Raw genomic sequence first — 14,275 nt, 5'->3', positions numbered from 1 at the left:
TCACGTCAGACACCCTGCTCACGCAACCTCGGTCCAGGGGGACGGCGAAGCCGAGCCTGCGCGGGAATCAGGAGGATCAGCGAGAGCACGATCCACGAGCCGATGAGGCCGAGAACGACGCTCGGGACCGGCCAGATCACTACCCCTTCGCCCAGTGCTGCGCGACTGACGAGCCAGCAGACCGCGCCGGTGGCGGCGACGGGTGCGGCAGCTGCTGTGGAAGCGGCGAGGGACATCGCGAGGCTCTCGGAGACGACGAGCCCGATGATCTGTCGGCGCTGCAGGCCCGCTGCCTGGAGCAGGGCGATCTCGCGCTCGCGGTTCTGCGCAGAGAGAGCGACGACAGTGGCGCTGGTGGCGAGCATCGACACGGCTACGACTGCGACGATCGTCAGAACATCGGTGAGATCGGCGCGGGTCCCGGGCCGGACCGCCGTCGTCATGGCGACGACGGACTCCACCGCGCACAGGAGCACGGCGATCGCCCCCAGCCCTGCCGTGAGCGGCGCGATCGTGGCGGTGCTGACCTGCACCCGGGCTGCTGCCGCGCGGATTCCGAGAGCCGCGACGACGAGACCCGATCGGGCGGAGAGCGCGTGCAGAGCCCGGAAGACGAGCGCGATCACCTCCGGGCAGAGGAGGTAGACGGCCACGAGGACGCTGCCTCCTACGTCGACGGCCAGGTTGAACATCGGCGCCGGTCCGGTCGCTCCGAGTTCTCGAGCAGAGGCGGATGCCGTGACAAGGCCGGAGGCGATGAGGAGGAGGGCGATGCCGCAGCCGATCCGCACCGCGCGCATCGCCGTACCCGGTCGACCGCTCCCGACTTCACGCAGCGCGGCGCTCGGCGGCGTGCGGGCGGCGCGGCGCGCGGGCAGGACTCCGCCCGCCAGAGCGGTGAGCGTGCCGAGCGCCAGCGTGACCACCGGAGCCCAGGGCGCGAGCGAGAAGCTCGGAAGATCGACCTCGGACGAGACGGCACCGTTGAATGCGGGAACCGCCCAGAACGCCAGCAGTGTCGAGAGGAGCGCTCCGATGCCGGCGCCGAGGAGACTCACGATGCCGAGCACGAGGAGAGTGACGACGAACACCTGGGCTCGGGAGGCGCCCAGCAGGAGCCAGAGCGCGTGCGTGCGTCCTGTGGCCAGAACGCTCGCTCGGCCGACGATCGTCAGGGCGACCCAGCCGACGAGCGCCACGACAGTGTAGATCGTGATCGAGAGGATCCGGAACTCCCCGAGCGCGACGCCGGCCTCCGTGACAGCGGCGGTGAATGCGGGGTCGCCGGTCCAGGCGAACTGCTGAACGCACAACCCGATCAGCGTCGCCATCAGGGCGACCACAGCGATCGCGGGAGACCATCGGCGCCACTCGTCGGCGAACAGGCGTACGACGTAACGGGACACGAGTCAGGCCCCGGCCTCTTCGAGGATGCTCAGCAGCTCATGGCTGGTGCAGCGTCCGGTCGTCCGCACGGTCCGACCATCGTGCATCACCACGACCGTGTCCGCGAGGGCTGCGGCGTCGAGATCGTGCGTGACCATCACGATCATCTGGCCCTCGTCCGCCATCGTCCTCAGAGTCGACAGGACGACCCGCGAGCTCTGCGAGTCGAGGGCGCCGGTCGGCTCGTCGGCGAAGACGATGCCGGGCCGCCGTGCAAGGGCGCGGCAGAGAGCGGTCCTCTGCTGCTCACCTCCCGAGAGCGTTCGCGCCGGCGCACGGCGCCGGTCGCGCAGGCCGAACGATTCCACGAGTCCACCGATCAGGTCGTGCGGCACGGGTGATCGGTCGAGCCTGAAGGGGAGCGCGATGTTCTCCTCGACATCGAGGAAGGGCACGAGGTTGTACTGCTGGAACACGAACCCGATCTGGGCGCGGAGCATGCGAGCGCGATCGGCCGCTGACAGCCTGTTCACGTCCCGGCCGTTGACCTCGACGACGCCGGACGTCGGCCGGTCCAGTCCGCTGAGGCACATCAGGAGAGAGGACTTGCCGGAGCCGGAGCGGCCGACGACAGCGGTGAGCCCGCCCCCTTCCAGATCGATGTCGCAGCCCCGCAGGACGGTCGTCCGCTGCCGGCCTACGGTGATGACCTGCTCGACGGCTCGAGCCTGGAGGGTGGGGATCATGAGCGTTTCTCCTCGACGAAGGTGGGGACGTCTTACTCGTGAGACGCCCGCGATCCACGTCATGCTGGATCGCGGGCGCCCGGTAGCGACTATCAGCAGTTGCCCCACGTGATCGAGCTGGGCCAGCCCGGGCACGGCGAGATGACGCTGAAGGTGCTGACGCGCGCGGCGTCGTGCGCGTCGGCCTCACCTTCGAGGGTCTGGAAATCGAGGATCCGGTTCTTGTGATCACCTCCTCTCCTCGTCTCGGGCCGACTCGGTCAGAGTCCGAACGGCAGGGCGGAGCGTCCGGTCTCGAGCTCGTCGAGCGCTGCGAGCACTCCGAGCGAGCCGGTCAGGTAGTCCGACGAGAGTCGGAGGTTCTGGTTGCCGCGGAAGAAGACGCCGGTGTCGTCGAGCACGGCGTGCAGGCGCAGCGACCGGACGTGCGAGCGGAGGACCTCCTCGAGTTCCGCGCTCGGGCGGTGCAGTACGCGGCGGCGGAGGTAGACGAGGAATCCGGACAGACCGTGGGCGAGTGAGGCCTGCGCGCACTGCTGGTAGGACGCGGCGGCGTCGATGGACGCGAGGGGATCGGCGAAGAGCTCCTCGCCCGTGACCCGCCGCAGCTCCAGGATCGCCAGGCCGGGCCCGGTCGAGCCGATCCCCAGGTAAGGAAGAGTCCTCCATCCCTCATCGAACTCGAGAGTGTTGTTCCGGGTGATCGCACAGCGCGCCAGATCGGCGTCGACGGCTCGTATCGCGAGCGTGATGTACAAGTCGTCGCCAGTGGCTTCGTGGAGTCGGGCGAACAGGATCGCGGCCGCAGACCATCCGTGCAGGAGGCCGACGGAGGCTCCTCGGACGTCCTCATCGAGCAGCGTGGTGAGATGGTGGGCCGCCTCCGACGGGTCCCCTCCGTCTGCGAGCTCGGCGAGCCCTGCACCGGCCCACCCCGACCACAGCGTCGGACCTGAAGGGGCGGCCGAGGGCCTGCGGTCGAGGACCTCGAGTGTGCGCGCGAGTCCTGCCTGGCGAGCCGCGTAGCGAATTCCCTCGCGTCCGCAGAGACCACGCGACCGCACCTGGGCCACGCGAGCGGCGAGCCAGTGATCGGCGGCCTCGAGGTCGACATCTCCGGATCGTCCTAAGACAGCGACGACTCCAGCCGCGCCGTAGGGGAATCCGGCACGGTGGTCCGCGCTGTCGCGGGCGAGGACAGGGATGTCTCCGGGAACGACCGGCGAGTCGTCCGTCCACTGAAGCACCGATGCGACACCGCGGGCGATCTGGCCGCGCAGCTGGTCGTCCGAGAGGGCGGCGAATCGACCGACGTCTTCGTCGATCGACCTCTGACCGGAGGCGGGGAGGACGTCGAGGGTGGAGGTCCTGATCGACCGCAGCACGGCGGGCGGAACCGCGAGATCGTCTGCGGCTGCTCGGAGGAGCTGCTCGATCTTCGCGACGTTGCCCTGGTCGGCGATCGTCGCTTGGGGGAAGAGGAGATCGAGTTCGAGGATGCCGAGCGACCACTCGTCCGCTTCCGTCCCCATCAGGCCTTCCAGGGGCTCGTAGCCGGGCGCTCCCCGGCGACAACGCCACTCCGGATCCATTCGATGCGCGAACTCGAAGTCGAGGAAGCACGGGTGCGTGCCGTTCCGCATGATGACGTTCTTCGGGTGGATGTCGCCGAGCAGCCATCCTGCGCGGTGCACGGAGGCGAGAGCGGCGTCGAGGCGAGCGACGGTCGTGGTCAGCCAGGAGGTGTATGCAGGGTCACCGACTCGCCACGGTGCTGGTCGGAGCAGCGGAGTCCTCGTCATCCATTCGCGCTTCAGATCGTTCCCCTCGATGTGCTCCATGACCAGGTATCGGTGCTCCCAGGCCGTGAAGGATCCGTAGAAGACGGGTACGCAGTCCAGGGACTGCAGATCGACGAGCACCTCCTCCTCATGAGCCAGGCGAGTCACGGCGTCGACTCCGTCGGCGTCCAACCCGGCGTGCGGGCGCGCCTCCTTGAGGACCACGATCGTCCCGATCGGCACGAATTCGTCGGTCGTCGCTTCAGCGAGATAGACACCACCACCGTTCGAGAAGTGCAGCGCTGAGAGCATCGTGAAGCCGAAGGCGACCTCTTCCTCGTTCTCCGCCCCGACAGTGACGGACTCCGGTAGTGAAGCCCACGGGGGAGGTGTGAACGTCGGCCGCCGGACGTCCTCCACCTCGTTCCCGTCCGGGTCGAGCACCGTCGAGACGAAGCCGCTCTCCGTCTCGGACGGGACGAAGGCGCCGTAACGGAAGTGCACAGGCCCGGACTTCCACCGCCGGTCGGACAGTACGTACGGGCCTCTGAACCCGCGAAGACGGACGTCGAGGTCCTCCAGCGCTCGGGCGAACTCGTCGTCCGAACCGGGATACACGGTGATGAACTTCCCAGCTCCCGCTCGATCGGCGTACTTGCCGTTCTGCATCAGAAGGTGAGAGGTGGTCGAGAGATGCTTGAAAGGCAGTCGGGAGGCGAAGCAGTAGCGTGCAGCAGCGGCGAGGACCTTCTCCGCGTCATCGAGTGTCGACGAGAGGTGGAGCTTCCATCCCTGACGAGGGAGGAGGCAACCGTCCGGCATCCAGTTCCGCCACGGCCGCGACTCCCTCACCTGCCAGTCCTCCGGAGCGAAGGACGCGACGTCGAAGGCGTCGCCATCGATGTCGTCCCCCTCCTCGGCGAACGCGTAGAACGGGTTGCCCGGGCGGCAGTACCGGAGATATTCGAGGTCGAGCGGCATCGCTTCCCTTTCCTGTCCGACTTGTCTCGCGGTGCGGGATGCGGCTCCCGGCGCTGACTTCGAGGCTAGGAAGGTCCGCAGTCGACCACCTCCCGCCGAAGTCACGGATGAGGATGACCGGAGTCACGGTGAGGGCGTGACTGCGGTCACGGGTCGGCATCCCGGAGTCGGAGCTACAGTTGTCGACATGGGCTCAACTCCGGGGTGGCGGCGGAGATCTCCGCGCCGTCAGCGGCAGGACACGAGCGGGTCGCGGTCGCGCCGTCCCTGTCGAGCACCGTGGACAGGACCGTCATCGCACTTCAGGCGATCGCCCTGTGCTGCCTCGTCCTGGCAGGGATCCTGGGCGTCGTGGACTCCGCGCAGAGAGGCACGGGTGCAGCGGTCGCGGTCACATGGCTCGCGCTGGTGCCTGTGATCGCCGGGCTCTGGGCCGTCCGGCCCCGACTGATCCGAGCGGGACACGGGGTCGCCGTGACGACGGTGTCCATCGTCGCGGCGACGCCGGTCGTCGTCTTCGGCCGGCTCGATTTCACGATCCCGGTCCTCCTCCTCGTCGTGGCGTTCGCGGTGGTCGACGTCTCGCTCCGCGCAGGGGCGCACGCGATGATCTGGATCGCCTCCGTCGGACTGGCCCTCCATGTCGGGGGCGCCGTCGGCTCGGGGAGGGCGCTGCTCTCCGGAGTGCTCGACGGCCTGCTCAACGTGGTGCCCGTGGCCGTGCTGATGTGCTTCGGGATCGCCCTGGGACTCTCTCTTCGCGGCTTCGAGAGCGAGCGATCCGCCGACCAGCGTGTGATCAGGCGGTTGCATCGCGCCTCCGAGACGGAGAAGGAGCTGCTGCTGTCGGACGAGCGCGCCCGGAGCGCACGCGAGCTCCACGACGGCCTCGGGTACAAGCTGACCCTCGTCTCGATGAGTCTCGAGCTCGCTGATCGCCTGCGCTCCGCCGATGCCGAGCAGGCGTGGGCCGAGGTCCGCACCGCCCGATCCACGTCGAGCGAGGCTCTCGCGGACATGCGGATGTGGGTACGAGCGCTCAGTCCCTTCCGGGACGCGGGCGCCCGCGGCCTGGCTGCGCTGGAGTTGATCGCGGAGTCCTTCCGCGGCACGGGCGTGACCGTGGATGTGGTCGGCGACGAGGCGTCGGACCGTGTGCTCACCAGCGACGATGAGACCGCGCTCGTCGTCTACCGAGGCGTGCAGGAAGGGCTGACGAACGCTCTGCGGCACGGCGCTGCCCGCAGAGTCCGCATCGATATCGAGACGGACGACGTCCGGCTCGAGCTCTCGCTGCTCAGCGACATCGGCGCGGGAAGGAGCAACGGGATCAGCGACGGCGAGCCTGTGCTGGGGTTCGGGCTGCGCGGCCTCGACGATCGCGCGACGGCTCGCGGAGGTCGGTTGACGGCGCGGCGCATCGGCGACCGGTTCCTCCTGCGCCTCTCGATCCCTCTCGGAGCCGCCGACGGGGAACGGGAGAGCCGCGCCTCGTGACGGAGACGACACCGAGGCGAATGCTGCTGGTGGAGGACCAGCAGATGATCCGCCGTGGGCTGGTCATGCTCCTCTCGACGGTCGAGGGTGTCGTGGTCTCGGCCCAGGCCGAGAACGGACAGGCTGCTCTGCACATTCTGCGCACGACGGAGGTGGACGTCGTCGTCACCGACGCGCGGATGCCGGTCATGGGCGGCGTGGAGCTCGCCGCCGAGTGTGCGCAGCTCCATCCGCGTCTGCCCGTCCTCCTTCTGACGACCTTCGACGACGACGCGCTCGTGCAGGCGGCCCTCTCGGCCGGCGCTTCCGGATTCCTCCTGAAGGACACCTCGGTGGAGGGTCTCGTCGTGGCCCTCGACGCGGTGATCGCCGGCGGGATGGTGATCGATCCGCGCGTCGCCCGGCCGGCCGTCCAGCCGGGTCGCACCGGCGAGAGCCCGCTGACGCTGCTCACGCGGAGCGAGCGGGTGGTCGCCGAGCTGGTGGCCGAAGGGCGGACCAACAGGGAGATCGCGGCCGCCCTCGTGCTCGCCGAGGGCACCGTGAAGAACCATGTCTCGGCGCTGCTGCGCAAGCTCGGCCTCCGCGACCGCACCGCCCTCGCGCTCACGCTCTACAAAGGCTTCCGCCCCGACGGCGCCTGAAGGCGCTGGTCGGATTGCGGCCCAGGCGCGGCCGTCCTCGGGCGCCCGGCCCGCCGCCTATCCTTGAGGGCGATGTCGAACTCCCGCGCCGAGGCCGCCTACCTGCGCTCCCTCGGCGCCTTCCGGACGCCGACACTCGATCTCCTCCACGGCCGCTACGCGCCGTTCGTCGTCGCCGCTCTGTCGCTCGTGTTCACGGTCGACCGGCAGGCCGTGGCGGTCGCCGACGCGCACGCCGAGGTGGGGGAGCTGCTCGAGGAGCTCCGCTCGGCCGGGTACGACGAGGGCGAGCGCGCTCTGCCGAGCGGCACGGCGCGCGAGGTGTGCCGCTACTGGGTCCGCGTCGGCTGGCTCGTGCCGCAGATCGAGGGCGAGGCCGAGGTCTACCGGCTGAGCGCCCACGCCGTGAGCGCCCTCGAGATCACCGGGCGCACCGGAGGCGGACGCACGCGCGTCTCGAACTCGCGGGTGCGCACTCTGCTGGAGGCGGTCGAGCGGCTGGCCGCGGACGTCGAGCCCGACCCGGAGGCCCGGCTCTCGCGGCTCCGCGAGGAGCGGGCGCGCCTGGACGCCGAGATCGCCGCACTCGAGGAGGGCGCCGGTCTCGAGCCGGCCGACGACGAGCAGCTCCTGGAGGAGGCCGAGAACGTGGTGCACCTCGCCCGCGAGCTGCCGGCCGACTTCGCGCGGGTGGCGGAGTCGATCAAGGCGATGCAGCGCGACGTGGTCGCGGACCTGCGCCGCGACGTCCGCCCGACCGGCGAGGTGCTGCGGGAGTACCTCGAGCGAGGTCAGCACGTGATGCAGGCCACCAGCGAGGGCCGTGCGTTCGCCGGAGCCCTCCGCCTCCTGGGCGACCCCGAGCGGATCGACGCGCTCGCCGATCAGCTGCACACCGTGCTCGTGCAGCCGTTCTCCCGCCTGATGGACCCCGCCCAGCGCGCGGAGCTGGCCGCGATCGGCCGCCGGGTGGAGCTGGGCGTGCAGGAGGTCCTGACCGCGCAGCGTCGCGCGTCCCACGTCATCACGGGCCAGGTCCGCACCCACGACCCGGCTCGCGACCGCCAGGTGGACGAGCTGCTGCGCGACGTGATGGCGGGGCTCCAGGAGTGGACGGGCGGGATCTCGCCGGACGCGCCGGTCGCGCCGCTGCGGCACCTGCCCGTCGCCGGGATCGGCCACCTGCGCCAGACCCTGGGAGACGTGCGTCCGGCCGGCGGGCCGGCGCCCCTGGCCGGAGACGACGGCGACGCCGAGTTCGTCGGCGACGACAGCCGGGCCTGGGGCGGTCCCCGCTACGCGGAGCTGGAGGCCTACGTGGCGGAGCTCGGCGACGAGTTCGATCTGGCGGACGCGTTCAGCGCGGCTCCGGAGGACACTCGACGGCCCGTCGACCTGCTCGGGCTGCTCGAGATCGCGCACCGGACGGGCCTCGTCGACCGCGAGGGCTACTCCGTCGTGAGCACGCGCCGACCCGACGGGACCGTGCGCCGCTTCGCCTTCGGATCCGTGACCGCCCGCACCGAGGAGGAGACCGACGATGAGTGACACCCTGGCGACCGACGGGACCGCCGCCGATCCGTTCATCGCGCCCGTGTCTATGGAGGAGGACCCCGACGAGCTCTTCCCCGGCGACCGCGGCGTCCTCGACACCGAGGTGCGCCGGGTGCTCGTGCACGTGCTGCAGCGACGCTTCCTCCTGGCCGACCGCCACCGCGAGCAGTGGGCCGTGCTCCAGGAGCACCGGCAGCTGATCGAGTCGCGGCTGAACGACCTCTTCGTGCGGCTCGTCGTCGACCACGAGCGCGGGGTCGCCTACAAGCAGCAGGTGCGCTCCGACGAGGTCGAGATGCCGGTGCTGCTGCGCGACCTCCCCTACACCCGCGCCGAGACGCTGGTCCTGGTGCACCTGCGCACGGTCCATCAGCGGGAGTCGGCGGCCGGCGAGGCGTCGGCGCGCGTGGACGTCGAGGAGGTCGAGCAGACGGTGCTCAGCTACTTCGCCGACGCCGAGCGCGACACCGCCCGCCGGCAGCGCATGGTCCGCAAGGCGCTGGAGCGGCTCGGGCGCGACGGCATCGTCGACGAGGAGTCCGCAGGGCGGTACAGGATCAGCCCGATCGTGGAGATCGTGCTGAGCGCGCCGAAGCTGCGGGAGCTGAGCGACTGGCTGCGCGGGCGGGCGGGCGAAGACGCTTCCTCGGTGGTCGCAGAAGCGGCGGTCGCCGAGGAGCCCGGCTCGGACGATCCGGAGCAGGCGGACGACGACGCGCTCGAGGACGACGGCCTCGACGAGGACGCGGACCCGCCCACGGACGGCGTCCTGCCCGGGACCGATGTCGCGGACGACGAGCCGGCCGACGACGAGCCGCTGGACGACGAGCCGACCGACGACGACACCCCCGACCCGGAGGACGACCCCCGATGACGATGCTCGACACCCTCTTCGGCCTGATCCCCGCCGCCTCCCGCGGTCAGCAGTGGCTCGCCGAGGACCTGCAGCTGGTCAACTGGGGCGGCTACGACGGCGCGCACCGGGTCCGCTTCTCGCCGGGGGCCACACTGCTCTGCGGCGGCTCCGGCTCCGGCAAGTCCACGCTGATGGACGCCTACATCGCCCTGATGATGCCGCACACCACGCCGTTCAACGGCGCCTCGAACGGCGGAGTGACGGGCCGTCCGCGCGGCGAGGACCAGCGCAACATCCTCTCCTACGCGCGCGGCAAGCTCGACGAGTCGCGCACGGACGAGGGCACGACCATGCGCGTCCTGCGCGGCGACGGAGTCGACACCTGGACCGCCGTCGCGATGACCTGGGTCGACCACGACGGCTCGCGCTTCAGCGCGGTCCGCGCCTGGTACGTCCCGGCCGGCTCCCGGGTGCTCGAGGAGACCGTGCGGATCCGCGCGAGCGCCGAGGGCCCGGTCGACCTCGCCGCGCTCGACCGGGCGGCGGCGCACCGCTTCTCCGACGCGTCGCTGCGCGCGGCGGGCCTGGATCCGCTCGGCACCGACCGCGAGTTCTCGGCGCGTCTGCACGCGGTGCTCGGCATCGGAGCGGCGGGTGCCGGATCGAAGGCGATGAGCCTGCTCGCCCGCATCCAGGCCGGTCAGCAGATCACGACCGTCGACGACCTCTACAAGCGGCTCGTGCTCGAGGAGCCCGAGACCCTGGCCTCCGCCGACGCGGTCGTCGCCCACTTCGACGAGCTCGAGAGCACCCGGCAGCGGATGCTCACCGCGCGCCAGCAGGTCGCGGCACTCGAGCCGTTGCGGGGTTTGCGCCTGCGCATCGCCGCGTCCGCGGAGCGCGTGCGCCTCATCGACGCGCTCGGGGAGTTCGACGCCCCGGTGTCGCCGGCGGCCCTGTGGCGCGCTGAGCAGCGCCTCGGCCTGCTGCGCGACGTCGAGGTCGAGCTGCGCGAGCGCACCCGCGCCGTCGACGCCGTGCTCCGCGAGAAGCGGGCGCTCGCCGAGGCGGCGGAGTCGGAGCGGGACGGGCTCGCCGAGGTGCTGCGGGCCTCCGGCGGCGACCGCCTCGAGACGGCCCAGCGCGAGCTCCGCGAGGTGGAGCGGCGGCTGGGCGCGGCGCGCGAGAACCGCGCCCGGCTCGAGGAGGACCTGCGCGCTCTCGGCGAGCCGGAGACCACCCGCGAGCGGTTCGAGGCGGTGCTCGCCCGGGCGGCGAGCGCGGCCGACGCCAAGCGCAGCACTCGCGCGGCCTGGTCGGACGCGGTCGCCGAGCGGAAGGCCGCGGCGCGGGAGCTCGCCGAGCTCGAGGCGGAGCAGCGGTCGGCCTCGGACCGTCGGGACAGCATCCCCCGGCCTCTGCACGAGGCGCGCGAGCGGATCGCGGAGGCAGCCGGCCTCACCGCCGACGACCTGCCCTTCGTCGGCGAGCTGGTCGAGGTGCGTGCCGAGTTCGAGCCCTGGCGCGAGGCGTTCACGCTCGCCCTCGGCGGCTTCGCGACGACGCTGATGATCGACTCCGCCCACCTCGACCGCTTCCGCCGCGCCATCGACTCCCTCCGGCTCCCGGTCCGGCTCCGCTACGAGGGCGTGGACACCGGGCTCGAGGAGGTGCGGGGCCTCGACCCGCAGACGCTGCCCGGGCGCCTCGACTACCGCGCCACTGCCTTCACCGGCTGGCTGCAGGACCGGCTCGAGGACCGCTTCGGCTACGTGTGCGTCGACAGCGCTGCGGAGCTCGGACGCCATCGGCTCGCCCTGACCCTCACCGGTCAGCTCTCGCAGGGGCAGCGCGGTGCGCACGGCGGCCACGGCGCCGCGAGTGTCCTCGGCTTCTCCAACTCCCGTCGACTCCGCGAGCTGAACGCCCTGGTCGAGGCGGCCCGGGCCCGCAGCGCGGCGGCCGTCTCGGCGGCGTCGGCGGCGGAGGAGGCTCTCGATGCGCTCGACGACCGGATGACGCGCCACGCCCGCCTCGCGCTGGTGAGCTGGGAGACGGTCGACGTCGAGTCGCTGCTCGCCGAGCAGGAGCGCTGGGAGGCTGTCGGCGCCGAGGCGGCGGAGGCGAACCCCGAGCTCGCCGGGCTTCAGGAGCAGATCGACGGGCTGCGCGGCCGCCTCGAGCGCCTCCGCCAGGAGATCGCGCGCGCCGGTGTGGAACGCGAGCGGATCGAGGCGGAGTGGGCCGTCGTGGTCGACGACGTCGACGCGAGCCAGGCGGTTCTCGATGCGTCGGAGCGCGCAGGACGCGAGCTCGACGACGACCAGCGCGCCTTCCTGGACGCCCGGTTCACGCTGACCGAGGCCGCGGCGTCCGGCAGCGCCTCGGACGTCCTGGTCCGCTTCGACGCAGCGCTCGCCACGGCAGCGCAGCGACTGGCGGAGGACCGCCGCTCCGCGGCCGAGGCGCACGAGCAGCAGCGCGAGAGCGCCGGCCGGATCATGGCCGGCTTCCTCGACCGCTGGCCGAACCCCAACCTGCTCGCGGACCCCGAGGCGTCCGCGGGCGACTTCGAGCGGCTGCTCGACGCCCTCGAGACCAGCGGCCTGCACCGGCTCGAGACCGAGTGGCGCGACAGCCTGCTCACGCTCTCCGGCAACGACCTCACGAGCTTCGACTCCACGCTCGGCCGCTCGCTGCGCGAGATCCGCGAGCGGATCGAGCCGATCAACGTGATCATGCAGGACCTGCCGTTCTACGACGACGGCCACCGCCTGCAGATCACGACGCGCGAGAACCAGTCGGAGGTGCGCCGTCGCTTCCGCCGCGAGCTCCGCGAGGTGCGCGCGCAGATCCAGGCCGTGTCCGCGGAGGAGGAGCGCGAGCAGGTCTACCGGCGGATGTCCCGGCTCATCCAGCGGCTGCGGCGCACCGCGCCCGACTTCGGCGACCTCGTCGACGTCCGCAACCACGTCCGGGTCAGCGCCGAGCGCGTGGACGCCGTCACCCGAGCGCACGTGGCGCTGTACGACCACATCGGCGAGAAGTCCGGCGGGGAGTCGCAGGAGCTGATCGCCTTCATCGTCGGAGCAGCGCTGCGCTACCAGCTCGGCGACGCGGGAGCCGACCGTCCCCGGTACGCCCCGGTCTTCATGGACGAGGCGCTGATCAAGGCCGACGCCCACTTCACCAAGCGGGCGATCGGTGCGTGGCGCGGTCTCGGCTTCCAGCTCGTGATCGGCGCCCCGAACGACAAGTACAGCGCGATCGAGCCGCACGTCGAGGTGGAGTACGACATCCTCAAGGACACGCGCGGACGCTCCTGGGCCAGGCCGAAGGTGGGCCTGGCCCCCTAGGGCTTCGTGCCGATCTTCGCGTGGCTGCGCGAGTAGGCGAAGTAGATCGCGAAGCCCACGGCCAGCCAGATCAGGAAGCGCAGCCAGGTCTCGATCGAGAGGTTGAGCATCAGGTAGGTGCAGATCAGGGCCGAGAGCAGCGGGAGCCACGGGTTCAGCGGGACCCGGAAGCCGCGCTTCAGGTCGGGCCGCTTGCGGCGCAGCACCACGACGCCGACCGAGACCAGCACGAACGCCGAGAGCGTTCCGATGTTGACCATCTCCTCGAGCACGCCGATCGGAGTGAGCCCGGCGAGCAGCGCGACGACGATGGTCACGACCACGGAGGTGAACCACGGCGTGCGCAGGCGCGGGTGGACGGTGGCCAGGCGCCGGGGGAGGAGCCCGTCGCGCGCCATCGCGAAGATGATGCGCGTCGCTCCGATCAGCAGCGTCAGCACGACGGTGGTCAGACCGGCGACGGCGCCGGCCGAGATGACCGTCGCCATCCAGGTCTGCCCGTGGTAGGCGAACGCATTGGCGAGCGCGGCCGACGGGTCGAGCTCGCGGTAGGGGACCATGCCGGTCACGACGAGGGCGACGGCGCAGTACAGGACCGTGCAGATGATCAGCGAGGCGATGATGCCGATGGGCAGGTCGCGCTGGGGGCGGCGGGTCTCCTCCGCGGTCGTCGCGACGACGTCGAACCCGATGTAGGCGAAGAACACCAGGGAGGCGCCGGCGATGATGCCGCCGACCCCGAACGTGGCCGGCTCGATGCCCGAGAGGAACTGGAGCAGCGGCTGGGTCAGACCGGACGCGGACTGCGAGGGCTCGGCGGCGGGGACGAACGGCGTGTAATTGGCGGTGTTGACGAACTGCAGGCCCGCGATGATGACGAACAGGACGATGAACAGCTTGATCGCGACGAGCACCAGGTTGACGCGCAGCGATTCCTTGATCCCGAAGGTCATCAGCGCGCCGAGCACGAGGACGAGCAGGATCGCCGGCACGTCGACCACGCCGCCGTAGGTGAGCGCCGGCGGGAGGGTCACTCCCAGCTGCTGCAGCAGCGACCCGAGGTACGCGCTCCACCCCTGCGCGACCACGCTCGCTCCGAGGAACAGCTCGAGGATCAGGTCCCAGCCGATGATCCAGGCGAAGAGCTCGCCGAGGGAGGCGTAGGAGAAGGTGTAGGCGGAGCCCGACACCGGGACCGTGGAGGCGAACTCGGCGTAGCACATGGCCGCGAGGGCGCAGGCGAAGGCGGCGACGACGAAGCTCAGGACGATCGCCGGTCCGGCGATGTCGTGGGCGGCGCGGCCGGTGAGGGTGAAGATGCCGGCGCCGATGACGACTCCGACGCCGAAGACCGTGAGATCGAGCGCGGTCAGCGACTTCTTGAGCTTGTACTCGGGCTCATCGGTGTCGGCGATCGACTGCTCGACGGACTTGGTGCGGAGGAGGCTCACGGTGGTTCTCTCTGTGGGCTGCG

The 14,275-nt window shown here is 71.1% G+C and carries 9 protein-coding genes; 5 read left to right on the top strand and 4 right to left on the bottom strand.

Annotated elements, in window-relative coordinates; genetic code table 11:
* Positions 1-5: 5 nt before the first annotated feature.
* The 3 genes from C5C71_RS11195 to lanKC all read right to left on the bottom strand — a co-directional run bounded on the left by C5C71_RS11195 (position 6) and on the right by lanKC (position 4,894).
* Positions 6-1,406 carry an FtsX-like permease family protein gene (locus tag C5C71_RS11195; protein WP_104222528.1) on the bottom strand — a complete coding sequence of 467 codons (1,401 nt, stop codon included), beginning with the start codon at positions 1,404-1,406 and terminating at the stop codon, positions 6-8.
* 3 nt (positions 1,407-1,409) lie between these two features.
* Positions 1,410-2,132 (bottom strand): ABC transporter ATP-binding protein, encoded by a 723-nt coding sequence (locus C5C71_RS11190; protein ID WP_104225415.1) that lies wholly within the window; start codon positions 2,130-2,132, stop codon positions 1,410-1,412.
* A 260-nt stretch (positions 2,133-2,392) separates the two neighbouring features.
* Positions 2,393-4,894, bottom strand: a complete 2,502-nt coding sequence (lanKC, locus tag C5C71_RS11185; RefSeq protein WP_104337700.1) for a class III lanthionine synthetase LanKC — start codon at positions 4,892-4,894, stop codon at positions 2,393-2,395.
* 279 nt (positions 4,895-5,173) lie between these two features.
* Here lanKC and C5C71_RS11180 point away from each other — a divergent pair, with 279 nt between their 5' ends.
* The 5 genes from C5C71_RS11180 (at position 5,174) to C5C71_RS11160 (ending at position 12,801) form a co-directional block, all read left to right on the top strand.
* Positions 5,174-6,391: a sensor histidine kinase gene (locus C5C71_RS11180; protein WP_146084456.1), complete on the top strand. Its 1,218-nt coding sequence runs from the start codon at positions 5,174-5,176 to the stop codon at positions 6,389-6,391.
* A 20-nt stretch (positions 6,392-6,411) separates the two neighbouring features.
* The gene (locus tag C5C71_RS11175) at positions 6,412-7,035 is read left to right on the top strand and encodes a response regulator transcription factor (RefSeq protein ID WP_104337698.1); all 624 of its coding nucleotides are present in this window, start codon (positions 6,412-6,414) and stop codon (positions 7,033-7,035) included.
* 72 nt (positions 7,036-7,107) lie between these two features.
* Positions 7,108-8,583, top strand: coding sequence for a DUF3375 domain-containing protein (locus C5C71_RS11170; protein WP_104337697.1), 1,476 nt, complete (start codon positions 7,108-7,110; stop codon positions 8,581-8,583).
* Positions 8,576-9,463, top strand: coding sequence for a DUF4194 domain-containing protein (locus tag C5C71_RS11165; protein WP_104225411.1), 888 nt, complete (start codon positions 8,576-8,578; stop codon positions 9,461-9,463). The genes C5C71_RS11170 and C5C71_RS11165 overlap by 8 nt, the downstream gene beginning before the upstream one ends.
* A complete protein-coding gene (locus C5C71_RS11160) occupies positions 9,460-12,801 on the top strand; it encodes an ATP-binding protein (RefSeq protein WP_104337696.1) in 3,342 nt (1,113 codons plus the stop codon). Before C5C71_RS11165 ends, C5C71_RS11160 begins: the two co-directional genes overlap by 4 nt.
* On the opposite strand, the gene C5C71_RS11155 is transcribed toward C5C71_RS11160, so the two are convergent.
* Positions 12,798-14,252, bottom strand: coding sequence for an amino acid permease (locus C5C71_RS11155; protein ID WP_104292439.1), 1,455 nt, complete (start codon positions 14,250-14,252; stop codon positions 12,798-12,800). The two genes, C5C71_RS11160 and C5C71_RS11155, sit on opposite strands and share 4 nt — an antisense overlap.
* Positions 14,253-14,275 lie beyond the last annotated feature (23 nt).

This window comes from Rathayibacter sp. AY1C1 (assembly GCF_002932105.1).
Lineage (GTDB): Bacteria > Actinomycetota > Actinomycetes > Actinomycetales > Microbacteriaceae > Rathayibacter.
The sequence above is the reverse complement of the archived record's forward strand: the minus strand, read 5'-3'. Positions and strand labels throughout refer to the sequence as shown.

Bases quoted from the DNA above. Each gene is read 5' to 3' on its own strand.
- C5C71_RS11160 (WP_104337696.1), top strand. From the start codon at position 9,460: ATGACGATGCTCGACACCCTCTTCGGCCTGATCCCCGCCGCCTCCCGC.
- C5C71_RS11170 (WP_104337697.1), top strand. From the start codon at position 7,108: ATGTCGAACTCCCGCGCCGAGGCCGCCTACCTGCGCTCCCTCGGCGCC.
- C5C71_RS11175 (WP_104337698.1), top strand. From the start codon at position 6,412: ATGCTGCTGGTGGAGGACCAGCAGATGATCCGCCGTGGGCTGGTCATG.
- C5C71_RS11165 (WP_104225411.1), top strand. From the start codon at position 8,576: ATGAGTGACACCCTGGCGACCGACGGGACCGCCGCCGATCCGTTCATC.
- C5C71_RS11190 (WP_104225415.1), bottom strand. From the start codon at position 2,132: ATGATCCCCACCCTCCAGGCTCGAGCCGTCGAGCAGGTCATCACCGTA.
- lanKC (WP_104337700.1), bottom strand. From the start codon at position 4,894: ATGCCGCTCGACCTCGAATATCTCCGGTACTGCCGCCCGGGCAACCCG.